The organism is Glutamicibacter endophyticus (genome assembly GCF_048457885.1).
GTDB lineage: Bacteria > Actinomycetota > Actinomycetes > Actinomycetales > Micrococcaceae > Glutamicibacter > Glutamicibacter endophyticus.
Window position 1 is genome coordinate 3013034 of record NZ_CP174200.1, and the last position, 16649, is coordinate 3029682.

17 protein-coding genes are annotated in these 16649 nt (G+C 63.7%); 14 read left to right on the plus strand and 3 right to left on the minus strand.

Translation table 11 applies throughout. The annotated features are described in order from the left end of the window. Window positions 1-7: 7 nt before the first annotated feature. The 3 genes from ACJD00_RS14085 to nikE are packed head-to-tail and all read left to right on the plus strand — an operon-like array spanning window position 8 to window position 3344. Window positions 8-940, plus strand: a complete 933-nt coding sequence (locus ACJD00_RS14085; RefSeq protein ID WP_418907536.1) for an ABC transporter permease — start codon at window positions 8-10, stop codon at window positions 938-940. After that, the gene (locus ACJD00_RS14090) at window positions 937-1743 is read left to right on the plus strand and encodes an ABC transporter permease (protein ID WP_418907537.1); all 807 of its coding nucleotides are present in this window, start codon (window positions 937-939) and stop codon (window positions 1741-1743) included. The genes ACJD00_RS14085 and ACJD00_RS14090 overlap by 4 nt, the downstream gene beginning before the upstream one ends. Continuing rightward, a complete protein-coding gene (nikE, locus tag ACJD00_RS14095; RefSeq protein ID WP_418907538.1) occupies window positions 1740-3344 on the plus strand; it encodes a nickel ABC transporter ATP-binding protein NikE in 1605 nt (534 codons plus the stop codon). The genes ACJD00_RS14090 and nikE overlap by 4 nt, the downstream gene beginning before the upstream one ends. 8 nt (window positions 3345-3352) lie before the next feature. Here nikE and ACJD00_RS14100 read toward each other — a convergent pair whose 3' ends face one another. Continuing rightward, on the minus strand, window positions 3353-4207 hold the full coding sequence (locus ACJD00_RS14100; RefSeq protein WP_418907539.1) for an AraC family transcriptional regulator: 855 nt from the start codon (window positions 4205-4207) through the stop codon (window positions 3353-3355). Between the two features lie 146 nt (window positions 4208-4353). Here ACJD00_RS14100 and ACJD00_RS14105 point away from each other — a divergent pair, with 146 nt between their 5' ends. Both ACJD00_RS14105 and ACJD00_RS14110 read left to right on the plus strand, forming a co-directional pair. Then, on the plus strand, window positions 4354-4911 hold the full coding sequence (locus tag ACJD00_RS14105) for a DUF664 domain-containing protein (RefSeq protein ID WP_418907540.1): 558 nt from the start codon (window positions 4354-4356) through the stop codon (window positions 4909-4911). Between the two features lie 130 nt (window positions 4912-5041). After that, window positions 5042-5992, plus strand: coding sequence for a beta-ketoacyl-ACP synthase III (locus ACJD00_RS14110; RefSeq protein WP_418907541.1), 951 nt, complete (start codon window positions 5042-5044; stop codon window positions 5990-5992). Window positions 5993-6089: 97 nt separating this feature from the next. On the opposite strand, the gene ACJD00_RS14115 is transcribed toward ACJD00_RS14110, so the two are convergent. Next, window positions 6090-6407 (minus strand): EthD family reductase, encoded by a 318-nt coding sequence (locus ACJD00_RS14115; RefSeq protein WP_309409498.1) that lies wholly within the window; start codon window positions 6405-6407, stop codon window positions 6090-6092. Window positions 6408-6562: 155 nt separating this feature from the next. Here ACJD00_RS14115 and ACJD00_RS14120 point away from each other — a divergent pair, with 155 nt between their 5' ends. After that, window positions 6563-6928: an ArsR/SmtB family transcription factor gene (locus ACJD00_RS14120; RefSeq protein WP_418907542.1), complete on the plus strand. Its 366-nt coding sequence runs from the start codon at window positions 6563-6565 to the stop codon at window positions 6926-6928. Beyond that, entirely contained in the window at window positions 6925-7923 is a 999-nt protein-coding gene (locus tag ACJD00_RS14125) for a TIGR03086 family metal-binding protein (RefSeq protein ID WP_418907543.1), read from the plus strand. The genes ACJD00_RS14120 and ACJD00_RS14125 overlap by 4 nt, the downstream gene beginning before the upstream one ends. A gap of 67 nt (window positions 7924-7990) precedes the next feature. Here ACJD00_RS14125 and ACJD00_RS14130 read toward each other — a convergent pair whose 3' ends face one another. Beyond that, entirely contained in the window at window positions 7991-8773 is a 783-nt protein-coding gene (locus tag ACJD00_RS14130; RefSeq protein WP_418907544.1) for a FadR/GntR family transcriptional regulator, read from the minus strand. Between the two features lie 79 nt (window positions 8774-8852). Between ACJD00_RS14130 and ACJD00_RS14135 the strand changes: the two genes are divergently transcribed. The 7 genes from ACJD00_RS14135 to ACJD00_RS14165 all read left to right on the plus strand — a co-directional run bounded on the left by ACJD00_RS14135 (window position 8853) and on the right by ACJD00_RS14165 (window position 16560). Beyond that, complete coding sequence (locus ACJD00_RS14135; protein WP_418907545.1) at window positions 8853-9731, plus strand: carbon-nitrogen hydrolase family protein; 879 nt, start codon at window positions 8853-8855, stop codon at window positions 9729-9731. An 18-nt stretch (window positions 9732-9749) separates the two neighbouring features. Beyond that, window positions 9750-11105, plus strand: coding sequence for an APC family permease (locus tag ACJD00_RS14140; protein WP_418907546.1), 1356 nt, complete (start codon window positions 9750-9752; stop codon window positions 11103-11105). A gap of 119 nt (window positions 11106-11224) precedes the next feature. Next, window positions 11225-11836, plus strand: coding sequence for a hypothetical protein (locus tag ACJD00_RS14145; protein WP_418907547.1), 612 nt, complete (start codon window positions 11225-11227; stop codon window positions 11834-11836). 60 nt (window positions 11837-11896) lie between these two features. Beyond that, complete coding sequence (locus ACJD00_RS14150) at window positions 11897-12601, plus strand: FadR/GntR family transcriptional regulator (RefSeq protein ID WP_418907548.1); 705 nt, start codon at window positions 11897-11899, stop codon at window positions 12599-12601. Further along, on the plus strand, window positions 12598-13578 hold the full coding sequence (locus ACJD00_RS14155; protein ID WP_418907549.1) for an asparaginase: 981 nt from the start codon (window positions 12598-12600) through the stop codon (window positions 13576-13578). Before ACJD00_RS14150 ends, ACJD00_RS14155 begins: the two co-directional genes overlap by 4 nt. 34 nt (window positions 13579-13612) lie before the next feature. Next, on the plus strand, window positions 13613-15019 hold the full coding sequence (locus ACJD00_RS14160; protein ID WP_418907550.1) for an aspartate ammonia-lyase: 1407 nt from the start codon (window positions 13613-13615) through the stop codon (window positions 15017-15019). Window positions 15020-15039: 20 nt separating this feature from the next. Continuing rightward, a complete protein-coding gene (locus tag ACJD00_RS14165; RefSeq protein ID WP_418907551.1) occupies window positions 15040-16560 on the plus strand; it encodes an amino acid permease in 1521 nt (506 codons plus the stop codon). Window positions 16561-16649: the final 89 nt, after the last annotated feature.

Here is a 16649-nt window from a genome sequence, read left to right on the forward strand (position 1 = left end):
ACGGCCCATGAAGCTTCTGGCTCTCGTCGCACGGCGCCTCGGCGCGACCCTCGTGGTGCTCTGGCTGGTGGCCAGCGCCATTTTCCTGGCCATCCGCGCGGTGCCTGGCGACCCCGCCGAAGCGATTATGGGAGGTCCGGGGTCCCAGGCCTCGGAGCAGGCCCTCGCCGAGGCACGGGCCGCCTTCGGCCTGGACCGGCCGGTGCCCGTTCAGTACGCGATGTTCCTCGGGCGTCTCGCGGTCGGTGACTTTGGCACCAGTTACTCACTCAAACGCCCGGTCGCAGAGGTCATGGGCGAGGTGCTGCCGCCCACCTTGCTCCTGGCCAGCTGCGCCCTGCTGACGGCCTGGCTGCTAGCCACCATTGGCGGACTGCTCGCGGTGCGGGCCACCGCGCTGGGTAGTGCCCTCGGATCGCTGGCCGAAATCGTGGCCGCAGCGCTGCCCCATTTTTGGTTGGGGAGCGTGCTGATTATGCTCTTCTCCACCGCACTGGGCTGGCTACCTGCGGTCGATACCGGTACCCCGGCCGGCATGCTGCTACCGGTGCTCACGCTCGCGCTGCCCTTGGCCGGGTTCCTCACCCAACTATTGCGTGATTCGCTGGCCACCGCACTGGGTAGCGACTTCGTGCTGGCCGCCCGGGCCCGTGGCGAAAGCAAAACCTCGGTGTTCTTCCGCCACGCGCTACGTCACAGCATGTTGCCGGTGCTCTCGCTCAGCGGCTGGGCCTTTGCCTCGTTGCTCTCCGGGGCGGTAGTGGTCGAGGCCGTGTTCGCCCGCCCCGGGCTGGGCCGCGCCCTGCTCTCGGCCGTGCTGGCCCGCGATATCCCCATGGTCACCGGCATCGCGTTATTCTCCGCTGCGGTCTACATGCTGTTCATGACGCTGGCCGATGCGATCGCCTCAATGCTCGGCGGGCGGGTGCATGCGGCATGAAAACTCGTCGTCTTTTTGCCCGCCTCGCGGCCTGGCTGCTCCTCGCCGTACTGGCGCTGTGCGCGCTGGCTCCGGGGCTACTTGCCCCCGGCGACCCCTTGGCCATCGACCCGGCCGCCGCCTTCACCCCGCCGAATTTGACGCATCTAGCCGGTACCGACGAATCGGGACGCGATGTGCTCACCCGGATCGTGCACGGGGCCCGCCCCTCGCTGGTGATCGGCCTGGCCGCCACCGGATTGGGCATGGGCTTGGCCCTGATCTTGGGCACGGCCGCCGCCTTAGCCCCGCGCTGGCTCGACGGGATGCTATTGCGTCTGCTCGATGCGCTCTACGCGATCCCCTCGCTGCTGATGGCGTTGCTGATCATCGCGCTGACCGGCCCCGGGGTGGGCCCGGCCATTATTGCCGTCGGGTTGTCCACCGCACCGGGCTACGCCCGCATTGTGCGCACCCAAATCCGCACCCTCAAAGACTCGGCAATGATCGAAGCGGCCACCGTGCTGGGCCGTACCGGCATCCAACGCACCGTGCACCACCTGCTGCCGAATGCGCTTCGTCCTTTGTTGGCCTTGGTGACCTTGGGGATTGGTCAGGCCGTCATCTGGGCCTCGGCGTTGAGCTTCCTCGGTTTGGGCACCGCCCCGCCGGCCCCGGAATGGGGCGCGATGCTGGCGGCCGGACGCACCTACCTGCACCTAGCCTGGTGGATGAGCCTCTTCCCGGGACTGGCCATCGTGTTGGTTGCCGCCGGAGCCACCGCCATCGGCCGCGCCCTGGGCGGAAAGGTACGTGCCCTATGAGCCGCTTACTGACGGTGGAAAACCTCAGCGTGGATTTTGCCGGCGCCGAAGCGGTGCGCGGGGTGCAACTACAGCTGGACGCCGGTGAATGCTTAGGGCTGGTGGGCGAATCGGGCTCCGGCAAATCGGTCACCGCACGCAGCCTGCTCGGGCTTTCCGGCGGCACCGTTCGGGCCGATGCGCTGCGCATCGCCGGCACCGACGCCCGCGCGCTGAATGAACGCGGCTGGCGCACCCTGCGCGGAGCCACCGTCTCCATGGTGTTACAAGATGCCCTGCTGGCGCTGGATCCGCTCCGTCCGATCGGTAAGGAAATCGCCGACGCGCTGCGCGTCCACGGACGCCATAACCGGGCCGAGCGGCGCCGGCTGACCCTGAACCTGCTCGAGGCGCTGGGCATGGACGACCCGGCCCGGCGCATCACCGCCCGCAGCGGTGAACTCTCCGGCGGGCAACGCCAGCGCGCACTGATCGCCCAGGCACTCATTGCCGAACCGCAACTAGTTATCGCCGATGAGGCGACCACCGCGCTGGATACGCGGCTGGCGGCCCTGGTGCTCGAGCAACTGCGTGCCGTTAAGCAGTCGGGGCGCGGTGTGTTGATGATCAGCCACGATCTGGCGCAAGTGGCTCAGGTCGCGGACCGGATCGCGGTTATGCGGCAGGGACGCATCGTGGAAACCGGTCCCACCGCCGAGTTGTTGCATAACCCCACGCACGAATACACCCGGATGTTGCTGCGGGCCATCCCCGCCGGGGTGCCGCGCCACACCCCGCTTTCGCGACTCGGCGAGCGCATCACGCTGGCCCCACGAACCGATACGCTACCGGCGGCCGCCAGCGATCCCACACCGGCGCTCCGCGTCGAGAACCTGAGCAAGTCCTTCGATGGCATCCCGGCGGTACGTCAGGTGAGCTTCGAGCTCCCCAAGGGCCAGAGCCTGGGACTGGTTGGGGAATCCGGCTCGGGGAAGACCACCACCGCACGCATGGTGTTGGGCCTGACCACCCCCGACGGCGGCCAGGTCCGGGTGAACGGGAAACTCTTCGCCCCCTTGCCGGAGCGCGAGCGGCGCACCGCGCGGCCACAGCTGGGGGCCGTCTACCAGAACCCGATGGCATCCTTTGATCCGCGATTCACCGTCGGCATGCTACTCGCCGATGCCCTCTCGAAGGGCAGGAACCTGCGCGTTGCCGGGCAACGCAGGGCCATCACCGAGCTGTTGGACACGGTCCGGCTGCCGGCTAAGCTGGCCGAGCGTTACCCCTTCGAGCTCTCCGGAGGGCAGCGCCAGCGGGTAGCCATCGCACGCGCCTTGGCCCCGGAGCCGAAGGTGTTGGTGCTCGACGAACCGGTGTCGGCCCTAGATGTTTCGGTACAGGCCCAGGTGTTGGACCTGCTCGACGAGATCCAGCGGGCGACCGGCACCAGCTACCTCTTCATCAGCCACGATCTAGCGGTCATCGAACATGTCAGCGACCGGGTCGCGGTGATGCGTGGTGGGCAGCTTGTCGAGCAGGGCACCGCCACCCAGGTCTTCACCCAGCCGCAGCACAAGTACACCCGTTCTCTGCTTCAGGCGCTGCCGCGGCTTGGTTAGCCGCGGAATTACTCGCGTTCGATCGGAATCCACAGTTCGCCGCTTCCGGAACGTCCGCCGGTATCGCTGGTGACCTTTAATAGTTGCGGGCCCGGTATCCAGCGGTAGGGGTTCGCCGGGAAGAACTCGGTGGCCGCGCTCGCCCACAGGTTCTGCAGTACCTCGGGGAATGCTCCGTGCCCCTCGAAAACGACCCAGAGCCCCTGGGGAATCGGGCGGGAGTCGAAACCCTCGGGGACCGGGCCCTGCCCTGCCACCGCATGCCAGTACTCAACCGGCGAGCCTTCGACCGCATCCGGGCCCTGCGTTTCGGTGGCGGTCAGGCGCCCCGGCGGTGTCGTATTCGACAGCGGCAGAAGCCGATCATCCAGATCCTTGGGTAGCGACCGTTCAAACTCCTCGATGGCCGGATTGGCCCCCGAATAGACCAGCGGCACGGTGGTCTTCGCCCCGATCAGGAAAAAGCCCGGCTTGTTTTCAATGCGGTGTGTCATTTCATGTGTCCCTTCCACCGTGAGGTGAAATCGCAGTTGCGGTTGACTATGTAGCGTGGCGCCGGGCTCCCGGGCCTGAGAGGGCGTCATTCCGTGCATGGCTTTGAAGGCCCGGCCGAAGGCCTCGGCCGAGTTGTACCCATAACGGACGGCGACCTCGAGCACCGGCTCTCCGGCCACGATCTGCGCGGCCGCCACGGTCAGTCGGCGGCGCCTGATGTATTCGGAGAGCGGCATCCCGGCCAGCGAGGAAAACATCCGACGGAAGTGGTATTCACTGGTAGCCGCATAACGAGCCAGCACCGCCACATCGATCTCCGTCGCCAGCCGCAGCTCAAGTTCTTCGAGCGCCTTGTTCCACTGCTTCATTTCTCATCCCTTCCACACCTAAGCCTAGAAAGCGCGGCGAGCCGCCCGCCCGATAATCCGTGCCCGATATTCTCGGGTCTCAGCCAACGGCCGCTTAGACTGACGCTCATAGGGTGATCCCCCACAACCGCCGAGGAGACAACGAGATGAGCCAATCGCCGAAACGCTGGACACAAGCCACGGTATACCCAGACATGTGGGTCAACCCGGATCAAGATCCGCGGGAGACCGAGCAGCCAATCGAGGGCGAGCGGGCCACCTTAGAGGATTTCCTGCGCAACTACCGCCTGACCCTGCTGATGAAATGCGAGGGGCTGAGTCCCGAGCAACTGGCCCAACGTTCGGTTCCGCCCTCCACCCTCTCCCTGTTGGGGCTACTGCGTCATTTGGCCGAAGTGGAACGTGACTGGCGTGGCTGGGTGACCCCGGGCGGCCCGGAACCGAAAATCTACGGGCCCAAGGATGCGGACTTCAACGGCGTCCGGCCCGACCCGCAGCTGGTCCAAGACGCCTACGCCGATCTGGAACGCGAGCAAGAAGCCACCGACGCCCTTCTGGCACAGTTCAGCGACCTCGGAGCGCGGCTGGATCCTTCCCAGGTTTCGCTACGCGAACTGATGGTGCACCGCGTCGAGGAGTACGCTCGCCACTGTGGGCACGCGGATCTGCTCCGCGAGTGCGTAGATGGCCGCGTGGGGCAGTAACTCCGGTACTCACTGCCGAGTCTCCAGCATCTGGTCAGAACGTGCGCTTCGTCATGTGCGACGCACGCACGTCGCAAAGCAACTAACCTTGATGCTAAGAACTATCCTGATCCTTTCAAGGAGCAACAGCATGTCCGCAAGCAAAGTCGTCTCGTTTGGCCATTTCCAGCCCGAGCGCATCGTTCCGAATTCCGAGCTGGAAAAGCTGGTTGAGACGAGCGACGAGTGGATCACCCGTCGTGTGGGAATCGAGCAGCGTCGTTGGGCGTCGGCGGAGGATTCGGTACAGTCGATGGCCACAGCCGCGGGCACCATGGCCCTCGATAACGCCGCCGAGGTCGATGCCTCGATGATTGACCTGGTCATCGTCGCCACCTGCACCGCGCTGGACCGCTCGCCGAATATGGCCGCCCGTGTGGCTCAGGCCCTGAATATGGATCAGGGCCCGGCCACCATCGACGTCAACACCGCATGCTCGGGCTTCGCCCACGCCGTGGCCCTCGCCCAGCACAGCATCGCCGCCGGTAGCGCCACGCACGCCCTGGTGATCGGTTCCGAGAAGCTCACCGACATGACCGACTTCACCGACCGCACCACCTGTGTGCTCACCGCCGATGGCGCCGGCGCCATGGTGATCTCGGCCTCCGAGGAGTCCGGCATTTCCCCGGTGGTCTGGGGTTCGGTTCCTTCGCTGTCCGACGCGGTGCGCATCGAGCGCGAGAACGATGACAAGTTCGCACAGAACGGGCAGAGCGTGTACCGCTGGACCGTAACTCAGTTGCCGAAGATCGCCTCCAAGATCATCGATCGGGCCGGGCTCGATCCGGAAGAAATCGGCGCCATCGTCTTGCACCAGGCCAACCTGCGCATTATCGAGCCGCTGGCCAAGCAGGTCGGCGCTCCCAACGCCCGTGTCGCCACCGATGTCGTAGAGTCCGGCAATACTTCGGCGGCCTCGGTGCCGCTGGCACTGTCGAAGATGATGGCTTCGGACGAACCGCTAGCCTCGGGTACCAAGGCGCTGCTCTTCGCCTTCGGCGGTGGCCTGTCCTACGCCGGTCAGGTCATCACCATCCCGTAACCCGACCCGCAACGACGTTAGCCGAAGCCTGCCGCCATCTGGTGGCAGGCTTCGGCTAGTTTAACGCTGGGGAACTGCGCCTATGCCGCCGCGCTGGCTAGGAAGCGCTGGAACCGGTTGGGGAAAAGTCCAGCGTGATCGCGCCTCCGCTGGCGTAGTTCGGTACATCCTGGGCAACTTCTTGCCCTTCGGGTGAGGCCATGGCGGCCGCAAAGCTCTGCGCATCGGCGAATTCGGCTTCAAACACCGCAAAATAGGGTGCGCTACCTTCCGGGCCACCAGCAACATCCAGCGCATAGCTCCAGGACTGGAGCCCCGGCAGTTTGGCGACCTTTGGCAGGTGCGTCGAGGTGTAGTAGTCGATAAAGGCCGCGCGATCCGCGGGTTCTGGGTAGAGGACCATGAGTTTGTGCATTATCTGTCTTCCTCGCTATGCGCTGTGCCGCGCGGCACGGCTCTTCCGCGCCGCCGAATGTCCGAGTGAGCCTATGACCGGATGTACGCGTGACACTACCCGCGGAAAAGGACTCGCAACAGTTTCGCGGTGCCGGCTCTTGCCAAAATGCGTTAGTGACAGCTAACGTATTGATTATGCAGGACTTATTGGAAGTCGCCGCCGAACCTCACCGCCGGCGGTTGCTTCAGTTATTGGGATCCGGCGAGCAAACGGTGTCGCAGTTGGCCACGCACTTCACCGTGTCGCGCTCGGCCATTTCGCAACATCTCCTTCTGCTCTGCGAGGTTGGCCTGCTGCAGGCACGCAAGCAGGGGCGTAGCCGCTTCTATGCACTGAACCCCGCCGGGGTCACCCAACTCAAAGCCCAACTCGATTCCTTTTGGAACAGCGAGTTGGATCTGCTCGTTGCCGAAGCTCGGCAACTGAACCCCGGGGCACTGCCACATGCGGCACCCCCGAACAATGGAGCATCATCATGAGTTTTGAACGAACCGTTATTCTTCCTGTTGCCGCCGAGGTCGCCTTTGACCTAGTCACCGACCCGGCGCGCATACGTCGCTGGCAGAGCGTCGCGTGCCGCGTAGACCTAAGACTCGGCGGCGAATTCCGCTACACCATGGGCCCCGGGCACCAAGCCACTGGTACCTTCACCGAAATTGAGCCGGGGCGTCGCCTAGTCTTCGATTGGGGCTGGGAAGGGTCCGCTGAAGTCCCGCCCGGGGCAACGACCGTTTTCCTCACCCTCGAACCCGTCGACGGAGGCACCGCATTGACTCTTAGGCATGAGGGTCTGGGGCCACAGCAAGCCGCGAGCCATGCCGAGGGGTGGAATCACTTCTTGGACCGGCTGACTCAATACGCCGCCACCGGTCACCCCGTGTTCGACGAATGGAACGCCTGCCCGGAGCCCGAAAATCCCCTCGTCTCCGCCGAGGCGTCACTGGCCGCGCTACAGTTCGCTCTGGATCGGCTAACGGAGGCAGATAGCACGCACCAAACACCCTGCACCGAGTTCACGGTCGCGGACCTCGTGGACCACCTAGCCAAGAACCTCGCACTCATTGGCGTAGCGCTTGGTCTGGATCTAACCGACCGCCCAGCGCTACAGCCCGAGCCGCGCATTGCCAGCTTGGCCCAGCCGGTGTTGGAAGCCTTTTATGGGCACGGACTCACCGGCGAGCTCACGCTGGGAAGTACCAGCCTGCCTGCCAGCGTGGTCGCTGGCATTCTCAATCTAGAACTGCTCGTACATGGATGGGACTTTGCACAGGCCACTGCGCAGGATTTTCCGGTGGATCCAGGCTTAGCGGCATATGTCTTGGGGTTGGCTCACGAGGTAATTGGGGCACCGCAACGCGCCTCAGGCTCCTTTGGCCCTCCGACCGCCATTGCAGAATCCGCAGATAGCATGGACCGACTACTCGCGTTCACCGGACGCTTCCCAGCCCCCGCCGGACAGCTCTCACACGCCTAACCTTCCGCAAACGCGCGTCACTAACCCTCGAGCCCTGAAGCTCATCAGGGGCTCGAGGTTAGCGCATTTAGCTAGATGACGAGGAGCTCCGACGGCGCAATCCGACGAACATTTCGCGCCGCAACGCATCCACGTGCTCACGCGTCACCTCTATGGCCGCCAGCGGATCATGACGCCGAAGGGCCGCAACGAGAGCACTGTGATGCCCGCGCCCCTCTTCGAGTTGTTCCTGTGGGTATGGCACAAAATACTTGGTCAGCGCCTCATAACTGGCGAGATACGCCGGCACTTCAGGAAGGGTGCTGATCTCTGCCACGAGGCGATGAAACCGCGTATCGGGGATATGGTGCTCATGCCACGTGGCAGCCTGCCGTGACTGCACGATCAACTCATCGAGCTCATCGCATTGCGCCGAAGTCGCATGCGCCGCGGCGGAAGCGGCGATCGCCGACTCCATCAGACTGCGTTGATCAATGAGCCGCAAGATTGCCTGCTCATCGGCGCGAAAGGCCTGTACCGAGGAATCGTTGAGCTGTGGCGGGTTCTGCGCCACGAAGGTACCGCCGCCGCGACCGCGGCGGCGCTCGAGCACCCCGTCCTCAACTAGGCTCTCCAACGCTCGCCGAGCGGTAATCACGCTGACCTCAAGGCCCGCGGCAATCAGCTCCGTACTAGGCAATTTACTACCCGGCGCCAACAGCGCATGCTCGATGGACAGCAGAATTCTGGCGCGCACGGTTTCCACGGCAGTAAGTCGGGTGACTGCGGCGGAACCGGGAGCCGCGAACAGCAACCTGTCGACCTCGCGCTCCTGCGCCGCGCTCGGCGCCGAGATTTTTTTCGCAGCCATGTATTGAGTCTATCGGCCAGATCACTTACATTTGAAATCTGATCATAATGATCAGTTATAGATTCAAAGGAGCATCCCGGTGGCCGAAGAACTCATCGTGGGCCTAGCGCAACGCACCCCACTGCCACTCACCGACCCCCTGCCGGCATTCACCGACGACGTGGCAGCCACCCTGCGCCGCTACGGCTCGATCGATATGCTCATCTACCCCGAAATGCACCTGCATGGCAGCGAACATTTGCCCGAGGCGGAGCGCCCCGCGGCCATGGAACGCGCCGCGGTGGCCCTAAACGATCCCTTCGTGACCCGATTGGGAGAGATCGCCGCCGCACATAGGATCTGGCTATGCCCCGGAAGCATCGGAGAACTCGATGCCGCGGGAAGCTACTTCAACACCCAGCTACTCTTCGCCCCCGACGGGACGCTGGTCGCCCACTACCGCAAGATGTTCCCCTGGCGCCCCTTCGAACCTCATCAGCCCGGCACCGAATTCGTCGTCGCCGAACTGGAGGGAGTCGGTCGGGCGGGCTTATCCATTTGCTACGACGCGTGGTTCCCAGAACATTCGCGGCATCTGGCCTGGCTAGGAGCGGACGCGATCCTCAACATCGTCAAGACAACCAGCGAGGACCGCGAACAGGAATTGGTGCTGGCTCGAGCCAACGCCATCGTCAATCAGGTGTACGTGCTCAGCGTGAACTGCGCTCACCCGGTCGGCCGGGGTCGGTCCATCGCCGTTGACCCCGAAGGGCACGTACTGGGTGAGGCTGGCCTAGGCGAAGACACCATCATCGCTAGGGTCGATCCGGAGAAGGTCCAGCGCGTACGTGCGACAGGAACGGCCGGCACCAACCGCGTGTGGTCCCAATTCCGCCACGGCGATTCCCCCATCCCACTTCCGATGTATAACGGCGCACTGGAGCCGACCCGATGGTCACCAGGGCCCACCAACTCGTAGAAAACAATGGAGTTTTCCATGTCCAACACAGTCACTCTCAGCAGAACACTGAAACTACCGTCGCTGGTCATCTTCGGACTGGCCTATTTGACACCCCTCATCGTTCTGGGCATCTTCGGGGTTATCGCCTCGCAAACCGGCGGCGCCAGCGCCAGCGCCTACCTCATCGCACTGCTGGCCATGCTTTTCACGGCCAACAGTTATGGACGCATGGCAGCGGCCTACCCAACGGCCGGTTCGGCCTATACCTATGTGCGGCGAACCATTGACGGTCGCGTTGGCTTCCTCGTCGGTTGGGCCACGATGCTGGACTACCTCTTCCTCCCCATGGTTATCTGGCTCATCGGCGGATCCTACCTGCAGGCGCAGTTCCCCGCGGTGCCGATGCCGCTGTGGATCCTCGGATTCATCGTGTTGACCACGGTCCTGAACATCATTGGAATCAAGGTGGCCGATCGGGTGAACCTGGTCCTCATGGCCTTCCAAATCTTGGTGATCGCCTTCTTCGTGGCCCTTTCGGTGGCTCAGATAATGAGCCATGGGGGTGCCGGTGGATTGGTTAGCACCTCACCCTTTGTCGGGATCGACGCCACCGCGGCGGGCATTGCCGGCGGTGCGGCCATCGCGGCTTATTCCTTCCTCGGATTTGACGCCGTGACAACGCTGACAGAAGAAACCATCAATCCGCGACGCACGGTCCCCAAGGCGATCATGCTCGTTGCGCTCATTGGTGGCGGCATCTTCGTAGTGGTCGCCTACGCCGTGCAGCTGGTTCATCCCGGCGGAAACTTTACGAACTCCGATGCGGCCGGGTTCGAGATTGCCCAACAGATCGGCGGCAACCTCTTCGGAGCGGTGTTCCTCGCGGCCCTGGTTATTGCCCAGTTCACCTCCGGCATCGCGGCCCAAGCCGCCGGTAGCCGTCTGCTTTACGCCATGGGTCGCGATGGCGTGCTGCCACGCAGCATCTTCGGTAGGCTCAACGCCCGCTGGCACACACCGGTACTGTCGATCGCAGCCATCGCCGCCGTCGGACTGATCGCCATGGTGATGGATGTGGCCACGTCGACCAGCTTCATTAATTTCGGTGCCTTCGTCGCTTTCATCATGGTCAACGCATCGGTCATCGTCTACTGGGTCAAGGAACGCAAGCAGGGACGCCCCCTTAATCCGTTGCTCTACGTACTATGCCCGGCCATCGGCATGCTCGTTATCGGATTTCTCCTGTCCCAGCTGGATACCAACGCAATCGTACTCGGCACCTCATGGCTGCTGGTGGGGCTGATTATCCTCGCAATTAGCACTCGGGGTTTTAAGTCGCAGCCGCCTCAAATGGATGTCGAGGAAATGCAGAAGTTGGAGACCACGCACTAAACCTTCCTCCAAGCCAGACCCTGTCACCACCTCGTACCCCGCTTCACGCATCTAGCCTCGGGGGATACGGGGTGGTGACATATCGGCATTTAAACCGTAGGGTGGATAAAGGAGGTCTAGTGAAAACTTCAACGCACGGATTTTGTCATCGGGCAGCGGCCGTCTTGCTCCTCACACCGCTGGCCCTTGGCGGGTGTAGCGCCCCACAAGATCTTGATAGCGGCCCCAGCCCTAGCGACCCGACCGCGGAGGGACCTTGCCAAGAGCTCGTTGCCGAACTGCTGAACACCTCGTCCCTTGAACCAGAACTTATTCGCGCCGATCGAACGACCACCGAGGGCGACACTCCCAGCACGAAGTTCTATGGTGGCTTCGAAAATACCTGGTCGTGGACCGGAGATACACCGTACCTCGATCACTTCAAGGTACCCGCCGTGCTCGAGGCCAGCGCCCGAGACAGCGGTTATGAATTGGAAGTAGGCTCGATGGCCGGCGAAGAGCTCTCCCCCACCGCGGAGAACGATCAGTCAAGCTTCGTATTTCAGGTCGCGGAGCCCACCGAGCTGACCTTCGATGTCTCCTGCATGGGTCGAGAGCCACGCGGTGAGGCCAAGGCAATCCATTACAACACCGCGATCAGCGATGTGCTCCCCTGCCGGGCTCCTGAGCCCACCTCGCGCTACCCCGATCTCGAACAAGAGGTCCGCTCGGATCTCTGCTCCGACACCTAAGCTACGCCCTCTCACTAGGGAAGTTGACCTACGTCACCTTGGCTTGCGACACTTACTCTCGTGAACCTGTCAGACAGCTGGACACCCGGACAGCAACCCATTCAACGACGCTCCGCCGCCGAAGCCGTCTTTTATGCGCTCCGTGGCGCCATTGAAGCCGGCGAAATTCCGCTGGGCACCAAACTTGGCTCCGAGGCCTCCCTCGCCGCCGACTACGGGGTAAGCCGCTCGGTGATCCGCGAAGCGCTGCGTTCTTGCGCCGCTTTGGGCCTCACCCGGACCGAAACCGGACGCGGCACCTTCGTCATCTCTCACCAGCCGCCACGCGAATTGAAGCTCGGCACGTTTTCCTCCGAGGATCTGCACGAAGCCCGCCCGCACATTGAAATTCCGGCCACCACTCTGGCGGCAACACGCCGGACCACCGAGGACCTCGAACGGCTTAGTGGGCTCATTGAGCAAATGGAGCAGGAGGACGACCCGGCCGCATGGGTGGACCTCGATACCGCCTTTCACGCCGCCATTGCTCAAGCCAGCGGCAACTCCGTGTTCGTCAAGGTCGTCTCCGACATCCGCGAGGCTATGGCCCGGCAGTCGGAAACCGTCAACCTCGTGGCCGGACGCCGCGGACCGTCCAACGCCGAGCACCGGGCCATCTATCAGGCCGTGGCCGCCCAAGATGCCGCGGCAGCCACCCAAGCCATGACCGGACACCTATCCGCCGTCCAGGACGCCGTCTCAACCATCGTCAGGAGCAAGAAGTGACCCACGCAGATTCTCAACCTTCCCTCGCCACGCTGGCCGCCGCCGGCCTGCCGCATCACGTCCCGTTGGTCGCCGCGACGCGCGGTGAAGCCATCGAGTCCATTCACTACGGTTCGGCGGTGGTTCTCGCGCCCAACGGGCAGATCCACTCCGTGCGCGGGGACGGGCAGGCGGTGTTCTACCCACGTTCGGCCCTGAAGCCACTCTTCGCCGTGGGGATGCTACGCGCCGGCCTCGAGCTAACCGACGAGCAAATTGCTTTGGCCGCCGCCAGCCACTCGGGCTCGGTCCGCCACCAAGAGATCGCTCGCTCCACGCTGACCGCGGCCGGCCTCACCGAGGCAGCCCTAGGCAATTCCACAGACCTGCCTTACGGGGTTGCCGAACGCGCCGCGCATCTGGCCGCCGGTGGCACGGCCACCCAGCTGGCACAGAATTGCTCGGGCAAGCACGCCGCGCTGGTGGCACTAAGTGAACTCAAGGGCTGGGATACCGCCAACTACCTGGCCGACGCTCGCCTGCTAGACCTGCTACAGGAGACCGTTGAGGAACTGACCGGCGAAAAGGTCAGCGGTCAGAGCGTGGACGGGTGCGGCACCCCGGTCTACCAATTGACGCTGGCCGGGCTGGCCCGCGGATTCGCACGCCTGTCCACCGCCGCAGCGGATACCGAAGAGGGACGCGTGGCCGCGGCCATGCGCCGCTACCCCGAGCTGGTGGCCGGCGAGGGGCGCGATGTCACGACGCTCATGCGCGAAGTACCCGGCGCCGTCGCCAAGGACGGCTTCGAAGGCATTCAGGCGGTGGCGCTGCCCGACGGCACCGCACTGGCGGTCAAGATTGCCGATGGCACCGACCGAGCCCGCATGCCCATCACCGCGGCGCTGCTGGCCGAGCATGTAGAGGTGCCCGCCGCGCTATTCAGCTCTCCGGCCCTCGGCGGTGGCAAGCCCGTTGGGCTGCTAGCCGCACTCTGAATTTCACACATATCTACTAAGGAGAATCATCCCCATGGGAGAGCTCACCGCGACCCGCGTAGAGCATGACTTAATCGGCGACCTCGAGGTACCGGTTGAGGCCTACTGGGGCGTGCACACCCTGCGCGCCAAACAGAACTTCGATATCACCGGAACGCAGTTGTCGGGCAACCCCCACCTGATCCGTGCACTGGCGCACGTGAAGCAGGCGGCGGCGCGCGCCAACCACGAGCTCGGATTGCTCGATGCACAGCGTGCCGCTGCCATCGACGCCGCCTGCGAGCGCATTGCGGCCGGTGAACTTCACGACCAGTTCATCATCGACCCGATTCAGGGCGGAGCGGGCACCAGCACCAACATGAATGCCAATGAGGTGATCGCCAACCTCGCGCTGGAGATCCTCGGGCATGCAAAGGGTGAATACCAATACCTGCATCCGAACGATCATGTGAACCTGTCGCAGTCCACCAACGATGCCTACCCCACCGCGGTGAACGTGGCCACCTACTTCGCCACCCAGCCGTTGCTGGAGGCCATGAAGGTGCTCGAGGATTCCTGCCTCGCCAAGGCCGCCGAGTTCCGCACCGTGGTGAAGATGGGCCGCACTCAGTTACAGGACGCCGTCCCCATGACGGTGGGTCAGGAGTTTCGCGGTTGGGCCGTGACACTGGGTGAGGACCGGGCCCGGTTGACCGAATCGTTGAGTCTGGTCACCGAGATCAATCTGGGAGCCACCGCCATCGGCACCGGGCTCAACGCCCCGGCCGGTTACGCCGAAGCCGCCTGCCGCCACCTGGCCGAGCTTACCGGCCTGCCACTGACCACCAGCCCAGATTTGATCGAGGCCACCAGCGATGTGGGCGCATTCGTGCACCTCTCGGGCGTGCTCAAGCGTGTTGCGTTGAAGATTTCCAAAATCTGCAACGATCTGCGCTTGCTGTCCTCCGGACCGCGCGCCGGGCTCAACGATTTGAACCTACCGGCCGTGCAGTCCGGTTCCTCGATCATGCCGGGCAAGGTAAACCCGGTCATTCCCGAGGTCGTCAACCAGATCGCGTACCAAGTGGTCGGCCACGACCTGACCGTGACCATGGCCGCCGAAGGTGGTCAGCTGCAGCTGAACGCCTTCGAACCGGTCATTGCGCACAGTATCGGACTGTCGTTGAAACATTTGACCAACGGCTGCCTTACCTTGGCCACCCGCTGCATCGACGGGATCACCGTGGATGAGGATGCGCTGCGTCGCGAGGTGGAGAACTCCATTGGTTTGGTCACCGCGCTCAACCCGCGTCTGGGATACGCGCAGTCGACCTCGATCGCGCTCGAGGCACTACACACCGGCCGCGGCGTGGCCGAGCTAGTTCTCGAACGAGGCCTGCTCTCCGCAGCGGACCTCAATGAACTGCTCTCCCCCGAACGCCTCGCAAACCTCACCGACTAGTTTTCCCGCAAAGGATTTTGATGGATCGCACCTCCTCCACGGCTACGGGCCCGGCACCGGCCGCCGCGCTCACCGCCGGTGATAACGACTACCACAAGGGCCTATCCTCCCGACAGATGCAGATGATCGCCATTGGCGGCGCCATCGGCACCGGGCTGTTCATGGGTGCCGGCGGCCGTTTGGCCGAGGCTGGCCCCGGCATTGTAATTAGCTATGCCATCTGTGGTTTCTTCGCCTTTCTGATTCTGCGCGCGCTGGGCGAGCTCGTGATGTATCGCCCGTCCTCGGGTTCGTTTGTTTCCTATGCACGCGAGTTCTACGGCGAGAAGGCGGCCTTCGCCACCGGCTGGCTCTACTGGCTGAACTGGGTGATGACCGCCATCGTGGACATCACTGCGGTCGCGCTGTATATGAATTTCTTCGGCAAGTACGTTCCGTTCATTGCCGCCGTTCCGCAGTGGCTCTGGGCCTTGGTGGCCCTAGCCTTGGTGCTGGGCATGAACCTGATCTCGGTCAAGGCGTTCGGCGAGGCCGAATTCTGGTTCGCCTTGGTCAAGGTCGTAGCCCTGGTGGCGTTCTTGATCGTCGGTTGCTACTTCGTCATTTTCGGCACACCGGTCGACGGTCACGAGGTCGGGCTTTCGCTCATCACCCAGGGCGGCGGGCTGCTGCCTAATGGCGTCTTGCCGGTGCTGGTTCTTATGCAGGGAGTGGTGTTCGCCTATGCATCGATCGAGCTGATCGGTACCGCGGCAGGCGAGGCGAAGAACCCGGAGAAGGTTATGCCTAAGGCCGTGAACACCGTGATCATCCGCATCGCAGTGTTCTACCTCGGCTCCCTCGTGCTGCTCTCGCTACTTCTGCCCTACACCGCCTACAAGGCCGGTGAGTCGCCCTTCGTGACCTTCTTTGGTTCCATCGGTGTACAGGGCATGGATGTGGTGATGAACCTCGTGGTGCTCACCGCGGCGCTGTCCTCGTTGAACGCTGGCCTCTACTCCACCGGGCGCATCATGCGTTCGATGTCGCTCTCGGGTTCGGCACCACGCTTCGCCGGGCGGATGAACCGTAGCGGCGTCCCCTACGGCGGCATCGTGATCACCGCGGCCGTTGCCGTGTTCGGTGTCATTCTCAACGCCATCGTCCCGGCGAAGGCTTTTGAGATCGTGCTGAACCTGGCGGCGATTGGCATTATGGCTTCTTGGGGCATGATCGTGCTGTGCCAGATGGCGCTCGTGAAAAAGGCGCGCCGCGGCGAGTTGCAGCGGCCTTCCTTCCGGATGCCGCTCGCTCCTATCTCCGGCTGGGTCACGCTGGCCTTCTTGGCGGCCGTTTTGGTGCTCATGGCCTTCGATAACCCGGTAGGTACCTGGACCGTCGCCTCACTGGTGATCATCGTGCCGCTACTCATTGTCGGCTGGTACCTGTGCCGCGGGCGCATTACGCAAATTGCGCAGGCTCGTCAGGCCGCGGAGCGCGCGGCCGATCAGGAAATCGCCGAACTCTTTGCCCGCGAAACCACCGGGCAGGACACGGTCTAGCATCGCACGGACTGTCACGTTATCGGCCTCGTACCCACGCCAGGGGTGCGGGGCCTTTAACGTTTGGGCGGGCTCGATGCGTGTTTGGC

Coding starts and splice junctions, on each gene's coding strand:
- nikE (WP_418907538.1), top strand. CDS start 1,740: ATGAGCCGCTTACTGACGGTGGAAAACCTCAGCGTGGATTTTGCCGGC.
- ACJD00_RS14165 (WP_418907551.1), top strand. CDS start 15,040: ATGGATCGCACCTCCTCCACGGCTACGGGCCCGGCACCGGCCGCCGCG.
- ACJD00_RS14085 (WP_418907536.1), top strand. CDS start 8: ATGAAGCTTCTGGCTCTCGTCGCACGGCGCCTCGGCGCGACCCTCGTG.
- ACJD00_RS14140 (WP_418907546.1), top strand. CDS start 9,750: ATGTCCAACACAGTCACTCTCAGCAGAACACTGAAACTACCGTCGCTG.
- ACJD00_RS14160 (WP_418907550.1), top strand. CDS start 13,613: ATGGGAGAGCTCACCGCGACCCGCGTAGAGCATGACTTAATCGGCGAC.
- ACJD00_RS14090 (WP_418907537.1), top strand. CDS start 937: ATGAAAACTCGTCGTCTTTTTGCCCGCCTCGCGGCCTGGCTGCTCCTC.
- ACJD00_RS14115 (WP_309409498.1), bottom strand. CDS start 6,407: ATGCACAAACTCATGGTCCTCTACCCAGAACCCGCGGATCGCGCGGCC.
- ACJD00_RS14125 (WP_418907543.1), top strand. CDS start 6,925: ATGAGTTTTGAACGAACCGTTATTCTTCCTGTTGCCGCCGAGGTCGCC.
- ACJD00_RS14105 (WP_418907540.1), top strand. CDS start 4,354: ATGAGCCAATCGCCGAAACGCTGGACACAAGCCACGGTATACCCAGAC.
- ACJD00_RS14130 (WP_418907544.1), bottom strand. CDS start 8,773: ATGGCTGCGAAAAAAATCTCGGCGCCGAGCGCGGCGCAGGAGCGCGAG.
- ACJD00_RS14100 (WP_418907539.1), bottom strand. CDS start 4,207: ATGAAGCAGTGGAACAAGGCGCTCGAAGAACTTGAGCTGCGGCTGGCG.
- ACJD00_RS14110 (WP_418907541.1), top strand. CDS start 5,042: ATGTCCGCAAGCAAAGTCGTCTCGTTTGGCCATTTCCAGCCCGAGCGC.